Origin of the sequence: Azospirillum argentinense, from assembly GCF_000632475.1 — a bacterium.
GTDB classification, from domain to species: Bacteria; Pseudomonadota; Alphaproteobacteria; order Azospirillales; family Azospirillaceae; genus Azospirillum; species Azospirillum baldaniorum.
The window spans coordinates 2960414-2981054 of record NZ_CP007793.1 but is presented as its reverse complement, the minus strand read 5'-3'; the positions used below and the strand labels follow the sequence as shown (position 1 = coordinate 2981054).

Annotated in this window: 21 protein-coding genes; 12 read left to right on the top strand and 9 right to left on the bottom strand. The window is 69.0% G+C overall.

The genetic code is table 11. From position 1 onward, the window contains the following. Positions 1-24: 24 nt before the first annotated feature. Entirely contained in the window at positions 25-393 is a 369-nt protein-coding gene (locus ABAZ39_RS13855) for a histidine triad nucleotide-binding protein (RefSeq protein WP_014238910.1), read from the top strand. A 108-nt stretch (positions 394-501) separates the two neighbouring features. Here the strand turns inward: ABAZ39_RS13855 and ABAZ39_RS13850 are convergent, their stop codons facing one another. The 3 genes from ABAZ39_RS13850 to ABAZ39_RS13840 all read right to left on the bottom strand — a co-directional run bounded on the left by ABAZ39_RS13850 (position 502) and on the right by ABAZ39_RS13840 (position 3359). After that, positions 502-1344, bottom strand: coding sequence for a DUF1206 domain-containing protein (locus ABAZ39_RS13850; RefSeq protein ID WP_051658031.1), 843 nt, complete (start codon positions 1342-1344; stop codon positions 502-504). A 121-nt stretch (positions 1345-1465) separates the two neighbouring features. Then, positions 1466-2671, bottom strand: a complete 1206-nt coding sequence (gene mltA, locus ABAZ39_RS13845) for a murein transglycosylase A (RefSeq protein ID WP_038530220.1) — start codon at positions 2669-2671, stop codon at positions 1466-1468. Between the two features lie 13 nt (positions 2672-2684). After that, positions 2685-3359: a Tim44/TimA family putative adaptor protein gene (locus tag ABAZ39_RS13840; RefSeq protein ID WP_038531572.1), complete on the bottom strand. Its 675-nt coding sequence runs from the start codon at positions 3357-3359 to the stop codon at positions 2685-2687. A gap of 242 nt (positions 3360-3601) precedes the next feature. Here ABAZ39_RS13840 and ABAZ39_RS13835 point away from each other — a divergent pair, with 242 nt between their 5' ends. Both ABAZ39_RS13835 and secB read left to right on the top strand, forming a co-directional pair. Next, on the top strand, positions 3602-4219 hold the full coding sequence (locus ABAZ39_RS13835) for an FxsA family protein (RefSeq protein ID WP_051658030.1): 618 nt from the start codon (positions 3602-3604) through the stop codon (positions 4217-4219). A 100-nt stretch (positions 4220-4319) separates the two neighbouring features. Beyond that, complete coding sequence (secB, locus tag ABAZ39_RS13830) at positions 4320-4817, top strand: protein-export chaperone SecB (protein ID WP_035670309.1); 498 nt, start codon at positions 4320-4322, stop codon at positions 4815-4817. 140 nt (positions 4818-4957) lie between these two features. Here the strand turns inward: secB and rho are convergent, their stop codons facing one another. Continuing rightward, entirely contained in the window at positions 4958-6214 is a 1257-nt protein-coding gene (gene rho / locus ABAZ39_RS13825; RefSeq protein WP_014238917.1) for a transcription termination factor Rho, read from the bottom strand. Positions 6215-6593: 379 nt separating this feature from the next. Between rho and ABAZ39_RS13820 the strand changes: the two genes are divergently transcribed. Further along, a complete protein-coding gene (locus ABAZ39_RS13820; RefSeq protein ID WP_081863011.1) occupies positions 6594-9335 on the top strand; it encodes a cation-transporting P-type ATPase in 2742 nt (913 codons plus the stop codon). Between the two features lie 16 nt (positions 9336-9351). On the opposite strand, the gene hemJ is transcribed toward ABAZ39_RS13820, so the two are convergent. Both hemJ and hemE read right to left on the bottom strand, forming a co-directional pair. Then, positions 9352-9780: a protoporphyrinogen oxidase HemJ gene (hemJ, locus tag ABAZ39_RS13815; protein ID WP_038530217.1), complete on the bottom strand. Its 429-nt coding sequence runs from the start codon at positions 9778-9780 to the stop codon at positions 9352-9354. A 48-nt stretch (positions 9781-9828) separates the two neighbouring features. Beyond that, on the bottom strand, positions 9829-10854 hold the full coding sequence (gene hemE, locus ABAZ39_RS13810) for a uroporphyrinogen decarboxylase (RefSeq protein ID WP_103039976.1): 1026 nt from the start codon (positions 10852-10854) through the stop codon (positions 9829-9831). 448 nt (positions 10855-11302) lie between these two features. On the opposite strand from hemE, the gene ABAZ39_RS13805 reads away from it, so the two are divergent. The 5 genes from ABAZ39_RS13805 to dnaQ are packed head-to-tail and all read left to right on the top strand — an operon-like array spanning position 11303 to position 14916. Next, positions 11303-12151, top strand: a complete 849-nt coding sequence (locus ABAZ39_RS13805; RefSeq protein ID WP_038530215.1) for a pyruvate, water dikinase regulatory protein — start codon at positions 11303-11305, stop codon at positions 12149-12151. Next, entirely contained in the window at positions 12148-12756 is a 609-nt protein-coding gene (locus ABAZ39_RS13800; protein ID WP_038530212.1) for a Maf family protein, read from the top strand. Before ABAZ39_RS13805 ends, ABAZ39_RS13800 begins: the two co-directional genes overlap by 4 nt. After that, positions 12753-13592, top strand: coding sequence for a shikimate dehydrogenase (locus ABAZ39_RS13795; RefSeq protein WP_038530210.1), 840 nt, complete (start codon positions 12753-12755; stop codon positions 13590-13592). The genes ABAZ39_RS13800 and ABAZ39_RS13795 overlap by 4 nt, the downstream gene beginning before the upstream one ends. A 9-nt stretch (positions 13593-13601) precedes the next feature. Continuing rightward, on the top strand, positions 13602-14246 hold the full coding sequence (gene coaE, locus ABAZ39_RS13790) for a dephospho-CoA kinase (protein ID WP_038530208.1): 645 nt from the start codon (positions 13602-13604) through the stop codon (positions 14244-14246). Next, a complete protein-coding gene (dnaQ, locus tag ABAZ39_RS13785) occupies positions 14239-14916 on the top strand; it encodes a DNA polymerase III subunit epsilon (RefSeq protein WP_038530206.1) in 678 nt (225 codons plus the stop codon). Before coaE ends, dnaQ begins: the two co-directional genes overlap by 8 nt. Before the next feature lie 41 nt (positions 14917-14957). Here the strand turns inward: dnaQ and ABAZ39_RS13780 are convergent, their stop codons facing one another. From ABAZ39_RS13780 to ABAZ39_RS13770, 3 genes are read right to left on the bottom strand one after another with little or no spacing between them, the layout of a single operon-like run. Next, on the bottom strand, positions 14958-15932 hold the full coding sequence (locus tag ABAZ39_RS13780; RefSeq protein ID WP_038530204.1) for a quinone oxidoreductase family protein: 975 nt from the start codon (positions 15930-15932) through the stop codon (positions 14958-14960). Positions 15933-15953: 21 nt separating this feature from the next. Then, a complete protein-coding gene (locus ABAZ39_RS13775) occupies positions 15954-16475 on the bottom strand; it encodes a methylated-DNA--[protein]-cysteine S-methyltransferase (protein WP_051658029.1) in 522 nt (173 codons plus the stop codon). Positions 16476-16479: 4 nt separating this feature from the next. Next, positions 16480-18498 carry a thioredoxin domain-containing protein gene (locus ABAZ39_RS13770; RefSeq protein WP_038530202.1) on the bottom strand — a complete coding sequence of 673 codons (2019 nt, stop codon included), beginning with the start codon at positions 18496-18498 and terminating at the stop codon, positions 16480-16482. A gap of 154 nt (positions 18499-18652) precedes the next feature. Here ABAZ39_RS13770 and ABAZ39_RS13765 point away from each other — a divergent pair, with 154 nt between their 5' ends. The 3 genes from ABAZ39_RS13765 to mnmE are packed head-to-tail and all read left to right on the top strand — an operon-like array spanning position 18653 to position 20640. Continuing rightward, positions 18653-18904 (top strand): DUF6489 family protein, encoded by a 252-nt coding sequence (locus ABAZ39_RS13765; protein WP_014238933.1) that lies wholly within the window; start codon positions 18653-18655, stop codon positions 18902-18904. Next, on the top strand, positions 18901-19260 hold the full coding sequence (locus tag ABAZ39_RS13760; protein WP_038530197.1) for a (2Fe-2S) ferredoxin domain-containing protein: 360 nt from the start codon (positions 18901-18903) through the stop codon (positions 19258-19260). Before ABAZ39_RS13765 ends, ABAZ39_RS13760 begins: the two co-directional genes overlap by 4 nt. A 48-nt stretch (positions 19261-19308) precedes the next feature. Beyond that, positions 19309-20640, top strand: a complete 1332-nt coding sequence (mnmE, locus tag ABAZ39_RS13755) for a tRNA uridine-5-carboxymethylaminomethyl(34) synthesis GTPase MnmE (RefSeq protein ID WP_038530195.1) — start codon at positions 19309-19311, stop codon at positions 20638-20640. Position 20641: the final 1 nt, after the last annotated feature.

Here is a 20641-nt window from a genome sequence, read left to right as displayed (position 1 = left end):
AAAGGTGGAAGGGGAAACGACGCGATGGCCAAGACCTACGATCCGAACAACGTCTTCGCCCGCATCCTGCGCGGCGAAATCCCGTGCAAGAAGGTTCTGGAGACCGAGCACGCGCTGGCCTTCCACGACATCAACCCGCAGGCCCCGACGCACATCCTGGTGATCCCGAAGGGCGCCTACGTCGACATGGACGATTTCAGCGCCCGCGCGACGGAGGCTGAGATCGCCGGCCTGTTCCGCGCGGTCGGCGAGGTGGCGCGCGGCGCCGGAGCCGCCGAGCCCGGTTACCGCATCCTGTCCAACTGCGGCGAGGACGCGAACCAGGAGGTTCCGCACCTGCACATCCACGTCTTCGCCGGCCGCCGCCTGGGCCCGATGATTACCAAGGGGTGATCACCAAAGGGTGAGCCTCGGCGTGGCGATCCACGTGAAACATTGTCTCGAATGGAAAGGGCGCCGGGGAAACCCTCGGCGCCCTTTTCTTTCGGTCCCGTGCCGCGCTCACACCATGGCGCGGATCTGCCGCTCCGCCGCTTCGCCGTCAATGCGGCAGTAGACGGCCTGGACGACGCTGAAGGCGCCGAAGGCGAACAGCCCGGCGGCCACCACCCCGAGCAGCCAGGGGCCGTAGGGCTGCTGCTGGAGGAACTGCAGCGCCTTGAGCAGCCCGCCGGACTCCGACGAGTCCGACTGCCACGCCGCGACCATGAAGAAGCTGCCGACCACCGCGAAGACCAGACCCTTGGCGGCGAAGCCGAAGCGGCCGATCGGGCAGATCACCTTCATGGTGTTCGGATCGGCGTCCAGCTCACGGCGGAAGCTGGCCTTGTAGGCCTTGACGGCGTGGGCGATGGCTGCGCCGATGATGGCGACCCCGACCGCGGCGACCAGGACGCGGCCCATCGGCTTGGTGAGCAGCCACGCCGTCCAGTCATGCGCCGCGGCCTCGCCATCGCCGCTGCCTCCGCCGCGCCCGGCCAGGAGCTTGATGGCGAAGACCGCCAGACCGGCGTGGATCACCCCGGCGACGATGAAGCCGGCGCGGACCACCAGCCCCTTGGGCGAGGTTCCGACATGGTCGACGTCCAGCACCGCCTGCATGACCCGCCACAGCGCGTATCCGGCCAGACCGAGCGCGGTCAGCGCCAGCAGGACCGAGCCGAAGGGGTTCTGGAACAGTTCGATCAGCGCGCCCTTGGTGTCGGTCGGCCGGTTGCTGCCATAGGCCGCCGTGACGGCGAACCAGCCGACGATCAGATAAACGAGGCCGCGCGCGGCGTAGCCGAGCCGCGCCAGCCCTTCGATTTCGTTGAGCCTGTCGATTTGCCGTTGCAGCGGGGTCATGGCCCCCTCCCCCCGTGTGTCAACCAAAGCCGCCGTTGGCCAGAACGACCAGGATCGGCGGTGGTTGACACAACCAAAGCCGCTGCGCTTCGGTTCCTCGACGGGGGGAAAGAGGCGGTGGTCAGCTCGCCGGGGCGACGGTCTTCGGCAGCAGGACGTAATACTCCCCGGCGCTCTTCATCACGCCGGCCTTCTCCTCCGCCTCCGGACCGTGGCCCCAGAAGACGTCGCCGCGGACTGGGCCGCGGATGGCCCCGCCGGTGTCCTGGGCGATCAGCAGGCGGCGCAGCCGCGCCTGGGCATCCAGCGGGTCCTCGGCGTCCAGCCAGACCGGCACGCCGTAGGGCAGGAACTTGGAATCGACGGCGAGGCTGCGCCCCGGCGTCAGGGCGACGTTCTGGGCGCCGTTCGGCCCCTCCCCCTTCAGCTCCTGGAAGAAGACGTAGGAGGGGTTCTTGTTCATCAGCGCCGCCGCCTCGCCGGGGTTGGCCTGCAGCCAGGCGCGGATGGTCTGGAGCGACACCTCCTCGCGCTTCAGGGCGCCGCGGTCGATCAGCTCGCGCCCGATGGCGACGTATTTGTGGCCGTTCTGGGCGGCGTAGCCGACGCGCGTCTCCGTTCCGTCGGGGAAGCTGACCCGGCCCGACCCCTGAATGTGCAGGAAGAAGGTGGCGATGGGGTCCTGCAGCCAGACCAGCTCCAGCCCCTTGCCGCTCAGCGCCCCGGCCTCGATGGCCGCGCGGTCCTCGAAGGGCTTCAGCCGGCCGGCGGTGACGCGCCCGGCGATGCGCTCACCCCTCCAGCGGTCGGCGAACTCGCCGAGGTCGACCATCACCAGATCGGCGGGACGCTTGTAGAGCGGCACCGGAAAGGCCGGGTCCGGCGTCCGGCTGCCCTTCAGCTCGACCTCGTAATAGCCGGTGAAGAGGCCGCGCCGCTCGGCGTTGTTGGCCGCGGCGTAGGGGGTGAACCACGTCTCGAAATAGGCGCGGGCCGCCATGTCGTCGCCGGGTGGCAGCTTGGCCAGCTCGGCGCAGGGGCCCTGCCAGTCGGCCGCCTTGCCGCCGACCCCGTCCGGGCCGATGGAGCGGTCGGCGGCCAGCGCCTTGACCTTCGCGCAGGAACGCTGGAAGGCCGGGACGGCCTCCGCCACGCGGTCGGCGCTCCAGCCGGGCAGCGCCGTGAAGGCGACGGGGGTGAGGACCAGCTTCTCGGGCGGCGGAGGCGGCGGCGCCTTGGCCTCCTCCTCCTTCCGCTCGCAGCCAATGAGAAACGCCGCGGCAAGGACTGCCGCGGCGCTGAGACGAACAACCGGATGAGAGAGCATCAGAACCGATCGGTCATTGGGGGGTGCGGGTTTCGACGAGCGCCCAGTTCGGGTCGCCGGCGCGCGTGTTGCGGGCGAAGGTCCAGACGTCCACGGCCTCGACCACGCTGTTCGGATCGCCGTCCACCACGGCACCGGCGCTGTTGCGCACGACGTTCATCTGCTCCGAGACGAACTTCACGGTGACCAGGGCGGTGCGGCCGTCCATGCGGGCCTCCACCACGTCGGCGTCGGTGATCGTCTCGATGCGGGTCTCCAGCGTCTCGCCGGCCGCTTGGCGCTCACGCACCGCCCGGGCGAAGTTATCGTAGACCTCGTCCGACAGCAGGGGGCGCAGCGTGGCCGTGTCGCCCTTGGCGAAGGCCTCCACGATCATCTGGAAGGCGCCGCGGGCACCCTGAAGGAAATACTTCTCGTCGAAGCTGGGGTCGGCGGCCTTGATCTGTTCCAGCGCGGTGGCCAGCGACACCGGCTCGTCGGGCGACGGCGCGGCGTTCGGCACGGGCCGCTCGCGGTTGGGCATCGCCACCACGTTGTCCGGCTGGTTGTTGGGGCGGGCCGTGAAGGGGTTCGGCCGCTGGCGTTCCTCACCGGTGCGGCGGCCGAGCACGCTGCGCAGCCGGTACACGAGAAACGCCGCGATCATCGCGAAGATCAGGATCTCGACGAACACAAACCCATCTCCCATCATCCATCCTTCCGGGTGACTGAAGGCCGGCCCCGAAATCACCGGCCCCGCTTGATCCACTACTGGACCCTCCGGCGGGTGAGCATTAAGTGTACCGGAACGGTGCCGGGACCAAGTCCCTGCTCGCTCTCTCCGCCGAGGATTCCACCCGATGACCCGTGCCGGAGCTGTTCTTCCAACCAAAGATCGGGTGCGTACCCTGGTGTAGATAGGCCCTTGGGGTTGAAAGAGCAAGGACGGCCATGAATCCACTGTTGCTGTTGTTCCTTCTGCTGCCGATCGCGGAAATCGCAACCTTCATCGAGGTCGGCGACTGGATCGGCGCCGGCCCGACGGTCGGGCTGGTCATCCTGTCCGCCATCCTCGGGTCCGTCCTGATCCGCTGGCAGGGCCTGTCCGTGCTGAAGCGCGCGCAGCAGGCGGCGGAGCGCGGCGAGAGCCCGGTCGGGGCCGTGTTCGAGGGATTCTGCGTCGTCGTCGCCGGCCTGCTGCTGATCATCCCCGGCTTCCTCACGGACTTCGTCGGAATCCTTCTGTTCGTGCGCCCGGTCCGCAACGCTCTGGGCCGCTGGCTGTTCGACCGTATGAAGGGCGCCGCCTCCTTCCAGATGCACGGCCGCATGGGCGGTCAGACGGGCAATCGGAGTTGGAGCGCCGGCGATCCGAACGGCCCCCATGGTGGGCCGGGCAACCGCCCGCCGCCGGGGGTGATCGACGTCGATTACCAGGAGGTCGACCCCGACGGCGGCCGTCCGGGAAATGCCGGTCCGGCGGACCGCGACGGGCCGGACGACATGCCCAAGCTCGGTGACTCCCGCTGGGCGCCGCCCGGTTCGCCCCACCGCAACGACCGCGGGTGAAACGCACCGGTTTCACTTTGTGGAGCCAGCGGTTCCGTGCTAGCCAGCGGGTCTTGAAGACCTTTCCATCGTGATGCCGCCCCGCGGCCAGGAGTTGTCCATGTCCGATCAGCAGATCAACGGTCAAGATCAGGAAGCCGCCTCGTCGCTGCCGATGCATGTGCTGGCGCAGTATGTGAAGGACCTGTCCTTCGAGAACCCCAACGCCCCGCAGAGCCTGCTGCCCGGCCAGCCGCAGCCGCAGGTCAACATCGGCGTGGACGTGCAGGTTCAGCCGATGGGCGAGGACGTCTACGAGGTCGTGCTGAAGCTGCATTGCGAGGCCAAGCAGGCCGAGGCGACCGCCTTCCTGGTCGAGGTGGCCTATGGCGGCCTGTTCCAGCTTCCGGGCCTGCCGCAGGAGCATCACCGCCCGGTGCTGCTGATCGAGGCGCCGCGGATGCTGTTCCCGTTCGCCCGCGCCATCGTGGCCGGCTGCACCCAGGACGGCGGCTTCCCGCCGCTGATGATCAACCCGATCGACTTCGTCGACCTGTACCGCCGCCAGACCGCCGGCCAGCAGGCCCAGGCCGAAGAGGCGCCGCAGTCGCCGTTCTGATACGGCGGTTCTGACGGCAGCGTTCTGATCCGGGCAATCGGTTTCGGACAAACAAAAAGGCGGGAGGCTCCACCGGGGCCTCCCGCCTTTTTTGTGCCCTCCCCCGCCCTTCGATCGGACGGGGCAGGCGCGGTTCCGAACTATTGGTTCATGGACTCGAAGAATTCCGAGTTCGACTTGGTGTGCTTCAGCTTGTCGACCAGGAAGTCCACCGCGTCGGTCACGCCCATCGGCATCAGGATGCGGCGCAGAATCCACATCTTGGAGATGGTGCCCTTGTCGACCAGCAGCTCCTCCTTGCGGGTGCCCGACTTGGAGATGTCGATGGCCGGGAAGGTGCGCTTGTCGGAGAGCTTGCGGTCCAGCACGATCTCCGAGTTGCCGGTGCCCTTGAACTCTTCGAAGATCACCTCGTCCATGCGGCTGCCGGTGTCGATCAGCGCGGTCGCGATGATGGTCAGCGAGCCACCCTCCTCGATGTTGCGGGCCGCACCGAAGAAGCGCTTCGGGCGTTGCAGCGCGTTGGCGTCGACGCCGCCGGTCAGCACCTTGCCCGAGGAGGGAACGACGGTGTTGTAGGCGCGGGCCAGACGGGTGATGGAGTCCAGCAGGATGACCACGTCGCGCTTGTGCTCGACCAGCCGCTTGGCCTTCTCGATGACCATCTCGGCGACCTGGACGTGGCGCGTCGCCGGCTCGTCGAAGGTGGAGCTGATGACCTCGCCCCGCACGGAGCGGGCCATGTCGGTCACCTCTTCCGGACGCTCGTCGATCAGCAGGACGATCAGATAGGCTTCCGGGTGGTTCGTCGCGATGGAATGGGCGATGTTCTGCAGCATCACGGTCTTGCCCGTGCGCGGCGGGGCGACGATCAGCCCGCGCTGGCCCTTGCCCAGCGGCGCCACGAGGTCGATGATGCGGCCGGTGTAGTTCTTCTTGGTCGGGTCGTCGACTTCCATGCGCAGCCGCTCTTCCGGGTAGAGCGGGGTCAGGTTGTCGAAGTTGATGCGGTGGCGGACCTTGTCCGGCGCATCGAAGTTGATCGTGTTGACCTTGAGAAGGGCGAAGTAGCGCTCGCCGTCCTTGGGCGCGCGGATCTGCCCCTCGACCGTGTCGCCGGTGCGCAGGCTGAAGCGGCGCACCTGGCTGGGGCTGACGTAGATGTCGTCGGGGCCGGGAAGATAGTTGGCCTCCGGCGAGCGCAGGAATCCGAAGCCGTCCTGAAGAACCTCGAGCACGCCGTCGCCGTAGATCGGAACATCGTTTTCCGCCAACTGCTTGAGGATGGCGAACATCATGTCCTGCTTGCGCAGCGTGCTGGCGTTCTCGATCTGCAGTTCCTCCGCGAACGCCAGCAGTTCGGCGGGGCTCTTGCACTTCAGCTCTTGGAGATGCATGGGGGTGCCTTAAGGGAATCGGTCATGCGAGGGGGAGTGCCAGAGGTCCCGGGCCGGCGCAGGGTGCGTCGGTTGAGCGTCGAACGGCGCTGAAGGCTGGGAATGCCTGTCGGACGTCGCGCCCAGATCGTTGGGGAGGGACGGAACGGCGGATGTGGGATGGGTGCCCGCGAGGCTTGCCGCCCCGTGGTGGGAAAGATGGTTAGCGGAACGCCGTCTGCAAGTCAAATGAAAGCGAATTCTTGGAAACGGAGTGGATTCTTGCGCGTCTTCGTCCGGGTCACGATGCCGCATCCCCTGTTATCCAGGCCACCGGGCCACGACCTGGACGTTCAGGACAGAAGCGGTTTGGCAGGACAGAAACGGTTAGATTGACATCATGAGCCCGCATGACCGTTCCGGACCCGGAACCATCGTTGCTCCCGAAGCTTCCACCGACCCCCTGCCCTGGCACGCCCAGCCCCCGGACCAAGCCTTGGCCGCGCTGGACAGCCCCGACGACGGGCTGACGCCCGATGAGGCGGCGGAGCGCCGGCGGCGGTACGGCCCCAACCGGCTGACCCCGCCGCCCCGCCGGTCGGCGCTGATGCGCTTTCTGGCGCAGTTCGACAATCTGCTGATCTACGTGCTGATCGGCGCGGGAGTCGTCACGGTCTTGCTCGGCGAGTTCGTAGACGCCGCGGTGATCGCCGGCGTCGTGCTGATCAACGCCGCCATCGGCTATGTCCAGGAAGGCAAGGCAGAGCAGGCGCTGGACGCCATCCGCAGCATGCTGTCGCCGCAGGCGGTGGTTCTGCGCGGCGGCCATCAGGTCACCGTTCCGGCGGAGGAGCTGGTGCCCGGCGACCGCGTCCTGCTGGCCTCGGGCGACAAGGTTCCGGCGGACCTGCGGCTGGTCCGCGTCAAGGGCCTGCGCGTGCAAGAGGCGGCGCTGACCGGGGAATCCATGCCGGTCGCCAAGAGCGCCGACGCCGTGGCGGCGGACGCTCCCCTGGCGGAGCGCGGCGGCATGGCCTATTCCGGCACGCTGGTGGCCCAGGGACAGGCCACCGGCGTCGTGGTGGCCACGGGGGACCGGACGGAGCTGGGCCGCATCGGCACGCTCCTGGCGGGCGTGGAGGAGCTGACCACGCCGCTGCTCGCCCAGATGGCCGTCTTCGGGCGCTGGCTGACCATCGGCATCCTGGCGCTGACCGCGCTGACCTTCCTCTACGGTTCGCTGGTCCAGGGGGAGCCGTGGCCGGAGATGGTCATGGCCGCGGTCGGTCTGGCGGTGGCGGCGATTCCGGAAGGGCTGCCGGCGGTGATGACGATCACGCTGGCCATCGGCGTCACCCGCATGGCCCGGCGCAATGCCATCATCCGCCGCCTGCCGGCGGTGGAGACGCTGGGTTCGGTCGGGATCATCTGCTCTGACAAGACCGGCACGCTGACCCGCAACGAACTGGTCGTGCAGACCGTGGTGACCACGGCGGGTGATTGCGCGGTGACCGGCACCGGCTACCGCCCCGAGGGCGAGTTCCGCCGCGACGGCAAGGCCCTGGACCCCTCCGCCAACCCCTTGCTGACCGAGCTGGCCCGCGCCGCCCTGCTGTGCAACGACGCCGAGCTTCAGCGCGGTGAGGAGGGCTGGACGGTGGCCGGCGACCCGACCGACGGCGCCCTGCTGGCGCTCGGCATGAAGGCCGGGCTGGACGCGCGGGAGGAGGCCGTCCGTCGCCCACGTACGGACGTCATCCCCTTCGAATCCGAACACAAGTACATGGCCACCCTGCACCACGACCATGAGGGGCACGGGCTGCTGTACGTCAAGGGCGCGCCGGAGCGTGTGCTGTCCATGTGCGCGCACGTACGGGCCGCGGACGGTGGCAGCGCGCCGCTCGACGCCGCCCACTGGCTGGCGCGGGTGGAGGAACTGGCGGCGCGCGGCCAGCGCGTCCTGGCGCTCGCCGCCCGCCCCGCTTTGCCCGGCCAGACCATGCTGGACATGGACGACGTGCAGGAGGGGCTGACCCTGCTCGGCCTGTGCGGCTTCATCGATCCGGCGCGCGAGGAGGCCGTGGCGGCGGTGGCCGAGTGCCAGGCGGCGGGAATCCGGGTGAAGATGATCACCGGTGACCACGCCGGCACCGCCCAGGCCATCGGGCGGCAATTCAACCTGTCGGGCGACGCGGTGTCGGGCACCGAGCTGGACCGGCTGGACGACGCGGCGCTGGTCGCCGTGGCACGCGACGCCGACGTCTTCGCCCGCACCACGCCGGAGCACAAGCTGCGCCTCGTCCGCGCGCTCCAGACGGCGGGCTACACGGTCGCGATGACCGGCGACGGGGTGAACGACGCGCCCGCCCTGAAGCGCGCCGACGTCGGCGTCGCCATGGGCTGCAAGGGCACGGAGGCCGCGAAGGAAGCCGCCAGCATGGTGCTGGCCGACGACAACTTCGCCTCCATCGCCCACGCCGTGGAGGAAGGGCGGACCGTCTACGACAATCTGCGCAAGACGATCCTGTTCATGCTGCCGACCAACGGCGCCCAGGCGCTGGTGATCCTGGTCGCCGTGCTGGCCGGCTACACGCTGCCGATCACCCCGGTCCAGATTCTCTGGGTCAACATGGTGACCGCGGTGACGCTGGGCCTGGCGCTGGCCTTCGAGCCGCCGGAGGCCGCGGTGATGAAGCGCCCGCCCCGCCCGCAGGACGAACCGATCCTGCCCGGCTTCCTGATCGGGCGCATGGTGCTGGTGATGGCGCTCCTGGTCGCCACCAGCTTCGGTTTCTTCCTGCTGCACGAGGGCCACGGCGACCCGACGCCGGTCGCCCGCACCATGGCCGTCAACGCGCTGGTGATGGGGGAGATCTTCTTCCTGCTGAACGCCCGGTCGGTCACCGCCTCGGTGATGAACCGGCGGGGGCTGTTCGGCAGCCGCCCGGTGTGGATCTCCATCGGGCTGATGCTGGTCTTCCAGCTCGCCTTCACCTACGCCCCGCCCCTGCAGAGCCTGTTCGGCACGGCGGCGGTGGACTGGACCCAGTGGGTGGCCATGACGGCGGCCGGTCTGGCGATCTTCCTGGCGGTGGAGGCGGAGAAGGCGGTCACCCGCCGGGTGATGGGACGGCGGGGCTGACCGCCGCCCCGTCCCCTCAGAACGGCTTAACGATCACGAAGATGACGATGCCGATCATCAGCAGGGTCGGCGCCTCGTTCCACATGCGGAAGAAGCGCTGCGGGCGGGTGTTGCGGTCCGCCTCGAAGTCCTTGCGCCAGCGCGCCATCATCATGTGCGTGCCAGTCAAAGCGAGGACGAACAGCAGCTTGGCGTGCAGCCAGCCCTGCTTCATCCAGGCCGGCTCCATCACGATCATCGCGATTCCGAACAGATAAGCGGCGCCCATCGCCGGATTCATGATGGCGCGCAGCAGGCGGCGCTCCATCACCTTGAACCGCTCCGAGGATTCGGAGCCCGGCGCCGTCTCGCAATGATAGACGAACAGCCGCGGCAGATACAGAAGCCCGGCCATCCAGGCGATGATGCTGATGACGTGCAGAGCCTTGACCCAGAGATAAAGCACTGGAATCCCCTTCCCTTCCCGTTGCGCGTTTTTTTACCGTCCGGTGTCTCAGCCGCGGTTCGGCCAGTCCTTGATCAGACGGGCCAGCTCGGCGACGTGGTCTGGCGGCGTGGTCTGGATCACCCCATGGCCCAGGTTGAAGATGAAGGGCTTGCCGGCGAGCGTCTCCAGAATCTCCGACGCGGCGGTGCGCAGGGCATCGCCACCGGCGGCGAGCATGATCGGGTCGAGGTTGCCCTGCACCGGCAATCTGGATTGCAGATTCCCGGCCGCCCAAGCCACCGGGACAGTGGTGTCGAGCCCGACGGCATCCACCCCACTGCCCACCACGTACTCCTCATAGGAGAGGCCCGCACCGCGCGGGAAACCGATGACCGGAATCGCGGGGTGGCGCGCCTTGATGAGATCCACGATCCGCCGCGTCGGCTCGATCACCCAGCGGCGGAATTCCCCAGCCGGCAGAACACCCGCCCAGCTGTCGAACAGCTGCACCACCTCGGCCCCGGCCTCGATCTGGGTGCACAGGTAATCGGCGGTCACCTCGACCAGCAGATCCATCAGCGCGCCGAACCCGGCGGGATCGCCGTAGGCCCAGCGCTTGACGTGCGCGTACTCCTTGGACCCCGCCCCCTCGACCATGTAGCAGGCAATGGTCCAGGGCGCCCCGGCAAAGCCGATCAGCGTGGTGTGCGCCGGAATCGCGCTGGAGAGACGGCGGACGGTCTCGTAGACCGGTTCCAGCCGCTCGTGGAAGCGGTCGCGGGAGAGGCGCTTGAGGTCTTCCACGCTTCTCACAGGGTCGAGCTTCGGCCCCTCGCCCTCCAGGAAGGCCAATGGCTGGCCCAGGGCGTGCGGCACCACCAGGATGTCGGAGAACAGAATCGCCGCGTCCATGTCGTAGCGGCGCAGCGGCTGCAGGGTCACCTCGACCGCGTGATCGGGGTTGTAGCACATGTCCAGGAAGCTGCCGGCCTTGGCGCGCAATTCCCGATATTCCGGCAGGTAACGGCCGGCCTGGCGCATGAGCCAGAAGGGCGGGCGCGGACGCACCTCGCCGGCAAGGGCGGCGAGCATCGGCTTGGCAATCTTGGACACGGCCTCGGACACGGCGGATCGTTCCCCTATGAGTGAATCGGGTCTGCGGGTTGTCTCCCCTCTACTCAGTATTCTTTTTAAAGAGAGAAAGGAAGAAGGGGTGGTGGGTGCCTGTGGAAAACGGGAATCCCCGCTTTGCGCAGAATCGTCCACAGGCTGGACGGCGTGCTGTGGACGAAAATCGGATTCTGTGGACGACTCCGGACGCTTTCGCCGGAAACGGCGGAAATGCTATATCGGGAAGTCTGGGAATCCCGTGGATAACATGGTCCGCGGGAGTCATTGTACCCATGTTCCGGAGAGGGCGCGCGGATTGTCCCGAAGGGGGCGCCAGCGGGGGCGACGAGTCCCGCCCGGAGGGACAGAATCCAGGAGATCCCCGTTGTCCACAGATTCGGACGGGTTCTCCACAACACGTTGGGGACGGATGAGACAGTTCCACCTGCATCTTGTGTCGGACGCGACCGGCGAGACGATCAACAGCGTCGCCCGCGCCTGCGTCATCCAGTTCGACGATGTTCGCCCGGTCGAGCATTTCTGGAATCTCGTGCGGACCGAGCGTCAGCTCGACATGGTTCTGGAGGGCGTCCAGGAGAATCGTGGCCTCGTCATGTTCACGCTGGTCGACGAGAAGCTGCGCCGCCGCCTCCAGGACTTCTGCCGCGAGGTGCAGGTTCCCTGCATCCCGGTGCTCGACCCGCTGATCAACGCGCTGGCCGCCTTCCTCGGCGTGGAATCGCAGCGCCAGCCCGGCCGCCAGCACGCTTTGGACGCCGAGTATTTCGGGCGCATGGACGCGATGGACTTCGCGCTGGCGCACGACGACGGCCAGTCGAGCTGGGACCTGCACGAGGCCGACGTGATCCTGATGGGGGTGTCGCGCACGTCGAAGACGCCGACCTGCATCTATCTGGCGAACCGCGGCATCAAGGCGGCGAACATCCCAATCGTTCCCGGATGCCCGATGCCGCCAGAGATCGAGAAGCTGACCCGGCCGCTGGTCGTTGGCCTGACCAAGGACCCGGACCGTCTGGTGCAGATCCGCCGCAACCGGCTGAAGCTGCTGAACCAGAACGAGTCCTCGACCTACGTCGATCCCGAGGTGGTGCGCGCCGAGGTCACCGACGCGCGGCGCATGTTCACCCGCCGCGGCTGGCCGGTGATCGACGTGTCGCGCCGCTCCATCGAGGAGACGGCGGCGGAAATCATGATGCTGCTCGCCCGCCGTCAGACCGGCGGCCTGCCCGGCCTTCCGCCCGAAGGATCGATCACGTGAGCGCAGCGGTTCCCACGGTCGTCCTCGCCTCCGGCTCCCGCACGCGGGCGGAGATGCTGGAGCGCGCCGGGGTGCGCGTCACGCTTGCCCCCGCCGCGGTGGACGAGGAGGAGATCAAGCTGGCCGCCCGTGCCGAGGGCGCCCCGGTCGAGGACGTGGCCGAGACGCTGGCCGAGCTGAAGGCGCAACGCGTCACCCGCAAGCATCCCGGCGCCCTGGTGATCGGCGCCGACCAGATGCTGGAGTGCGAGGGCCGGTGGTTCGACAAGCCGGCGGACCGCGACGCCGCCCGTGCCCAGTTGCAGGACCTGCGCGGCAAGACACACCGGCTGGTGAGCTGCGCCGTGGTGATCCGTGACGGCGAGCGGCTGTGGCACCATGTGGACCGCGCCCGGCTGACCATGCGCCCCTTCAGCGACGCCTTCCTCGACTCCTACCTGAACGCGGCGGGCGACGACGTGTTGGGGTCGGTCGGCGCCTATCATCTCGAAGGCTTGGGCGCGCAGCTCTTCCACCGGGTGGACGGCGACTTCTTCACGATCCTCGGGCTGCCGCTGCTGCCGCTGCTCGGGTTCCTGCGGGTGCATGGGGTGATTGCGGAATGACGATCAGCGGCAAGGCGAGGCTGGCCGGTGTGATGGGCTGGCCGATCGGCCATTCGCGCTCGCCCCGGCTGCACGGCTATTGGCTGGAGCAGTATGGCATCGACGGCGCCTATGTGCCGCTGGCCGTGCCGCCCGACCGCATCGAGCAGGCCATGCGTGCCCTGCCCGCGCTCGGCTTCCGCGGCTGCAACGTCACGGTGCCGCACAAGGAGGCCGCCTACCGCACGGTCGATCGGCTGGACGCCACCGCCAAGCGGATGGGCGCCGTCAACACCATCGTGGTGGGGGAGGACGGGTCTCTGGAGGGCCGCAACACCGACGGCTTCGGCTTCATCGAGAACCTGAGGAGCGGCGCACCGGGCTGGTCTGCTGCGGACGGTCCGGCGCTGGTCATCGGGGCCGGTGGCGCGGCGCGGGCCGTCGTCGCCTCGCTCCTCGACGAAGGGGCGCCGCGGGTTTGGCTGGTCAACCGCACGCGGGCGCGGGCGGACGAGTTGGCAGCCGACATCGGAGGCGCCATCGAGACCGCCGATTGGGTTTCACGTGAAACGCTTCTCGAAGGCGTGGCGCTGGTGGTGAACACGACGACACAGGGCATGGCGGGCCAGCCGCCGCTGGAGCTGGACCTGCGCGCCCTGCCCGGTTCGGCCGTCGTCACCGACATCGTCTACACGCCCCTGATGACCCCGCTGCTGGCCGCGGCGCAGGCCCGCGGCAACCGCGTGGTGGACGGCGTCGGCATGCTGCTCCACCAGGCCCGCCCCGGCTTCGCCGCCTGGTTCGGCCGGGAGCCGGAGGTGACCGAGGGGCTGAAGGCCGCCGTTCTCCAGGGCTGAGGTCGTGCGATGATCGTCTTGGGATTGACCGGCTCCATCGGCATGGGCAAGAGCACGGCGGCGCGCATGCTGAAGCGCATGGGCGCGCCGGTCTGCGACAGCGACGCCGTGGTGCATGGTCTGCTGGGGCGTCACGGCGCCGCGGTGCCGGCTATCGACGAGGCCTTCCCCGGCGTGGTCGTGGACGGTGCGGTGGACCGGCGGGCGCTGGGTGCTGCGGTCTTCGGCAACCCGGCGGCGCTGAAGCGGCTGGAGGCGATCCTCCACCCGGCGGTGCAGGCGGCACAGCGGCGCTTCCTGAAGCAGGCGGCGCGCCGCCGCGTCCGGGTGGCGGTGCTGGACATCCCCCTGCTGTTCGAGACCGGCGGGGAGCGCAAGGTGGACCGCAGCGTGGTGGTCACCGCCCCCTTCCTGGTGCAGAAGTCACGGGTGCTGGCACGGCCGGGCATGACGCCGGACAAGTTCGCCGCTATTCTGGCCCGGCAGATGCCCGACGCAGAGAAGCGGCGGCGCGCCGACCACGTCGTCAACACCGGCGACGGACGGCGGGCCACCCGGCGGGCGCTGCGCAACATCCTCGCCGACGTGAAGCGGCGCCGCGGACGGCAATGGCCGCCGCGGGGATATCAGCCCGGACAGGTGGTTCATGCGTGAGATCGTCCTCGATACGGAAACGACCGGCTTCAAGCCCGAGGAAGGGCACCGGCTGATCGAAATCGGCTGCGTCGAGCTGCACAACCACGTCGCCACCGGCAAGACCTTCCATTGCTACGTGAACCCGGAGCGCGACGTGCCGCCGGACGCCGTGGCGGTGCACGGGCTGACGACGGAGTTCCTGGCGGATAAGCCGCTGTTCAACGACGTGGTGGCGGAATTCGTGGCCTTCATCGGCGACGCGCCGCTGGTGATCCATAACGCGGCCTTCGACATGCACTTCCTGAACTGGGAGCTGCGGATCGCCGGCTATCCGGTGATGCCGAAGGACCGGGCCATCGACACGCTGCTGATGGCGCGGCAGAAGTTCCCCGGTGCGCCGGCCACCCTGGACGCGCTCTGCAAGCGCTTCGGCGTCGACAATTCCAGCCGCACCTACCACGGCGCGCTTCTCGATGCTCAGCTTCTGGCCGAGGTGTATCTGGAGCTGCGCGGCGGGCGGCAGGCCGGTCTGGCGCTGGCCTCCGGCCCGGCAACGGGCGGCCCCGCGGCGATCCGCATCGACCGCCCCTACCGCGCCCCGCGCGCCCACGCCCCGAGCGAGGAGGAGCTGGCGGCCCATGCGGAGCTTCTCAAGAAGCTGAAGAACCCGCTCTGGGCCGCCGAGTGAGCTGTCATTCCCTCTCCCGTCCCGGGAGAGGGCTTTGAACCTTACGGCAGCAGCACGGTGGACCCGGTCGTGGCGCGGGACTCCAGCGCCCGGTGGGCCTCGGCCGCGTCGCGCAGCGCGAAGGCCTGGCCGACGTTGATGGTCACCCCGCCGGTATGCACCACCTCGAACAGGTCGGCGGCGCTGGCCATCAGGTCGTCGCGCTTGGAAACGTAGCTGAACAGGGTCGGGCGCGTGACGTAGAGCGAGCCTTTGGCTGCCAGCACCTGGAGATCCAGTGGCGGGACCGGCCCGGACGCCGCGCCGAACAGCACCATGAAGCCGCGGGGACGCAGGCAGTCCAGGCTGTCCATGAAGGTCGTCTTGCCGACGCCGTCATAGACCACCGGCACGCCCTGTCCGTCGGTCAGGTCCTTCACGCGGTTCACGAAATTCTCGCGCGTGTAGACGATGGGATGGTCGCAGCCGGCAGCGCGGGCCAGTTCCGCCTTCTCGTCGCTGCTGACCGTGCCGATCACGGTGGCGCCCAGATGCTTCGCCCACTGGCAGAGGATCTGGCCGACGCCACCCGCGGCGGCCTGGACCAGGATGGTGTCGCCCGGCTGCACCGCGTAGGTGGAGCGCAGGAGGAACTGCGCGGTCATGCCCTGGAGCAGCATGGCGGCGGCCTGCCGGTCCTCGATCCAGCTCGGCAGCGGAATCAGCCGGTCGGCGGGGGCGAGGCGGGATTCGGCGTAGGCGCCGATCAGCGGCGCGTAGCCGACCCGGTCGCCGGGCTTCAGCGTCGTCACGTCCGGCCCCACGGCCTCGACCACGCCGGCGCCCTCGGTCCCGATGATGGCGGGAAGCTGCGGCAGCTTGTAGGCGCCGGAGCGATGGTAGGTGTCGATGTAGTTCAGCCCGACGGCGGTCTGGCGCAGCCGCACCTGACCGGGGCCGGGGTCGCCCACCTCGATCTCGTCCCAGCGCAGCGCTTCGGGTCCGCCGTAGTCGTGGATGCGGATCGCGTGAACCATGGTGGTTGGTCCCTTCCCTTTTTATAGAAGCTGAAGCTCCAGCGTATCGCCGGCCTGTTCCGCTGTCACCCGGTACCGCCGCTCGTGGCGGAGCAGCCAATCCTTGGTCCGCAGGCCGCCCATGCCGGAATAGCCGCCGGGCGCCCCGCCGCCCCCGACGATGCGGTGACAGGGGATGATCACCGGGATCGGGTTGGCCCCGCAGGCCCCGCCGACGGCCCGCGGCGCCGTGTCCAGCAGCCGCGCGACGTCGCCGTAGGTCAGGACGCCGCCGTAGGGAATGGCCTGCATCGCCGCCCAGACCTTCTGCCGGAAGGCCGTCCCGCGGGGGGACAGCGGCAGGTCGAAATCCAACCGCGTCCCGGCGAAATAGTCGCGGAGCTGGCGCGCCGCCTCCTCCAGCACAGGGTCCGGCCGGTCGTCGCCCAGCCTGCCCCAGTCGAGCGCCACGATGGCGCCGGCGGCGCTGGTCAGGGTCAGCAGACCCAGCGGGCTGTCGACGGTCAGGCTGCCGGTGGCCGGGTTTTTGAGGGTCTGCGTCATGAAGTCATCTCCGGGTCAGAGCGGCGGCCAGCGCGTCGGGCGTGGTCACCGGGGGGGAGCAGGTCATGCCGGTGCAGACATAGGCGGTCGCCACCCCGCCCTGCATGCCCTTGCCGTGCGCCGGGTGCCCGGTGGGCAGATCGGTCCCCGGCGGCAGGACGCTGAGGATGCGGTCGGGAATCGGTCGGTCGAGCACCGTCCGGCGCAGCGCCGCGGTGTCCGACGCCTGCGGGTCGCCGACGATGACGATCTGCTGGGCCTTCTGGAGAAGCTCCGCCGCGTTCAGATAGGTCGGCAGCGGGAAGAAATTGCGGCTCAGCTCGCCGGAGAAGGCGGCGGCCAACGCGTCCGCCCGCTCGCGGTAGGCGGCCTCGCCGGTGCGGTGGTGCAGGGTTGCCAGGACGGCCAGCATGGTGCCGTTGCCGCTGGGCGTCGCCGCGTCGCCGGCCGACTTGGTGCGGACGATCAGGTCGTCGGCGTCGTCCGCCGTGTAGAAATAGCCGCCGGCCTGGGCGTCCCAGAAATGCGCGTCGAGCACCCGCACCCAGGCCCGCGCCTGTTCCAGCGCGCCGGCGTCGCCGGTCGCCTCGTGCAAGGCGAGCGCCGCGCGCGCCATGTGGGCGTAGTCGTCCAGCGTCGCCCGGTGCTTGAGCTGCCCGGCCCGCCAGCTGTGCAGCAGACGCCCGCCCTCGGTCATGCGGTCGCGGACAAAGGCGTAGGCGCGCCGCGCGGCCGCGATCCACGCCGGCTCGTCGAAGACCATGCCGGCCTGGGCGAGGGCCGCGATCATCAGGCCGTTCCAGTCGGCCAGCACCTTGTCGTCCCAGCCCGGCTTGATCCGCTTCTCGCGTTCCCGCCAGAGGACCGCCCGCTGTTCGGCCAGCACCGCCTCGGTCTCGGCGTCCAGCGCCTCGATGCGGTGCAGCCGGTTGAGGATGGTCGCCCCCTCCCAGTTGCCCTGCGGCGTGACGCCGTAGGCGCGCTTGAAGACCTCCGCGCCGGGGCCGAGGAGCCGGTCGATCTCCTCCTCGTTCCAGATGTAGAAGAGGCCCTCCTCGCCCTCGCTGTCGGCGTCCTGGGTAGCGGCGAAGCCGCCGCCCTCGGCGATCATCTCGCGCAGCACCCACCCCACCGTTTCACGGATGCGCGTCTCGAACAGCGGCTCCCGCTCCGCCTGCCAGACCAGCGTCATCAGGTCGAGGAGCTGGGCGTTGTCGTAGAGCATCTTCTCGAAATGCGGCACCAGCCACATCTCGTCCACCGAGTAGCGGGCGAAGCCGCCGCCCAGATGGTCGTAGATGCCGCCCTGGCTCATATGGGCCAGCGTGTTGGTGACCGCCTCGCGGTAGGGCTCCTTGCCGGTGCGCAGCCAGGCCCGCCACAGCAAGGTGAAGATCGGCACCTGGGGGAATTTCGGGGCGTGGCCGATGCCGCCGTGGAAGGGATCGACCTCGCGGACCAGCCGGTCGGCGATCTGGTCCAGCATGGCGAGGTCGACTTCCCCCGCCGCCCGGTTCTCGGCCAGCTTGCCCAGCGCGTCCTTCAGCGCGGCGACGTTGCGGGTCACGTTCTCCGGCTTGTTGCGGTAGGTTTCCGCCACGCCGCGCAGCACGTCGGGAAAGCCGGGACGCCCGTAGCGCGAGGCCGGCGGGAAGTAGGTGCCGCCCCAGAAGGGCTCGGCCTCCGGCGTCAGGAACATGGTCAGCGGCCAGCCGCCCTGCTGCCCCAGCATGGCCAGGGCCGACTGGTAGATCTGGTCGACGTCGGGCCGCTCCTCCCGGTCCACCTTGATGTTGACGAACAGCTCGTTCATCAGCCCGGCGATCTCCGGGTTCTCGAAGCTCTCGTGCGCCATCACGTGGCACCAGTGGCAGGCGGCGTAGCCGACCGACAGCAGCACCGGCTTGTTCTCGCGCTTGGCCCGTTCGAAGGCGTCGCGGCCCCAGGCCATCCAATGGACGGGGTTGTCCTTGTGCTGAAGCAGGTAGGGGCTGGTCTCCCGGCCAAGCAGGTTCGCGGGCATGGCAGGCGTTTCCGGTCTGTGGCGTGGTTGGGAATAAACTGGCGCGGCGGTGCCGTTGCGCCAGGGCTTCCTATCTGTATAGTGGGGCATGAGCCGAAGCGGCGCTCAACCCTTAATTTCCCGCGCACCGCGCGCCTTCCAAGGAAATGGGGCCATGAAGATCACCATCGACATCGACTGCACACCCGAGGAGGCGCGCCACTTCCTGGGCCTTCCCGACGTGAAGCCCATGCAGGACGCCATGATGCAGGAGATCCAGGACCGGATGCAGGCCTCCCTGCTCGCCATGGACCCGGAGACGATGATGAAGACGTGGCTGCCGGCGGGAATTCAGGGCATGGAGCAGCTTCAGAAAATGTTTTGGTCCCAGATGGCCGCCGCCATGGGACAGGATGGACGCAAGTGACCGATCCGAAGCCCTACTTCGAAGCCCATGTTTTCTCCTGCACCAACCGCCGCCCCGACGGCAACAAGCGCGGCTCCTGCGCCGCCCGTGGTTCCGAAAAGCTCCGCGACTACATGAAGGCGCGTGCCCGCGAACTGGGTCTGGACGGCCGTGTGCGCATCAACGCCGCCGGTTGCCTGGACCGCTGCGAGCTGGGTCCGGTGCTGGTCGTCTATCCGGAGGGCGTCTGGTACACCTACCACTCCTTCGCCGATGTCGACGCGATCCTGGAAACGCATGTGATCGGTGGTGGCCGTGTGGAGCGGCTCATGCTGAAGCCGGAACAAAAAGAATTGCTGCCGGAACAGGTCGGCTGATCGTTCCGGAACCGGCACGATAATATTGGCACGATGACATTTGGCACGATGATCCCGACCATCTTCGCCCTCGCCACCGCCCCCGGCCGCGCCGGTGTGGCGGTGGTTCGCGTTTCGGGCCCGGCTTCCGGCGACGCCCTCGCCGCCTTGACCGGCAAGCCGCTGCCCGAACCCCGCATGGCCACACTCGTCCGGCTGCGCGATCCCAAGACCGGGGAGGCGCTGGACGATGCCCTCGTGCTGCGCTTCACCGCCCCCCGCAGCTTCACCGGCGAGGACGTTGTCGAGCTGCACCTGCATGGCGGGCGCGCCGTGGTGGCCGGCGTGGCGGAGGCGCTGTCCGCCCTGCCCGATCTGCGCGTCGCCGAGCCCGGCGAGTTCACCCGCCGCGCCTTCGAGAACGGCAAGCTCGACCTGACCGAGGCCGAGGCGGTCGCCGACCTTGTGGACGCCGAGACCTCCGCCCAGCGCCGTCAGGCCCTGCGCCAGATGGAAGGCGCGCTCGGTAAACTCTATGACGGTTGGCGGGAGCGGCTGACCCGGTCGCTCGCCCACATCGAAGCCGACATCGACTTTCCCGACGAGGATCTGCCCTCCGGTGTGTCCGATGCCGCGCGTCCTGTGCTGGACACCCTCGCCGCCGAGATCGACGACCATCTCGACGACCGCGGCCGTGGGGAACGGCTGCGCGAGGGTCTTCACATCGCCATCGTCGGCGCGCCCAACGCCGGCAAGTCGAGCCTGCTGAACGCCCTCGCCCGCCGTGAGGCCGCCATCGTCTCGGCCCGCGCCGGCACCACCCGTGACGTGATCGAAGTCCATCTTGACCTCGGCGGCTACCCGGTGGTGCTGGCCGACACGGCGGGCCTGCGCGAGGCGGCCGCCGACGAGGTCGAGGAGGAAGGCATCCGCCGCGCCCTCGACCGCGCCGCCCGCGCCGACGTGAAGGTCGCCGTGTTCGATGCCACCGCCCTACCCACACTCGATCCGGCGACGGTCGCCTTGCTCGACAAGGACACGGTGGTGGTCCTGAACAAGACGGACGTGGTCGATGCCGCGGTGCCGACGGTCGGCGGCTGGGAGGCGGTTGCCGTCTCGGCCCGGACCGGTGTCGGCCTGCCCGAGTTGGAGCGGCGTTTGACGGCGTTTACCGCCGACCGGCTGGCCGGAAGCGGTGCGCCAGCCCTGACCCGTGCCCGCCACCGCTCCGCCTTGGAGGAGTGCCGGGATGCCCTGTGCCGCGCCTTGATTGCCCCCCTGCCGGAGCTGATGGCCGAAGACGTGCGTCTGGCGAGCCGCGCTCTTGGCCGCATCACCGGGCGTGTCGATGTCGAAGACCTGCTGGACGTGATCTTCCGGGATTTCTGCATCGGCAAGTGAG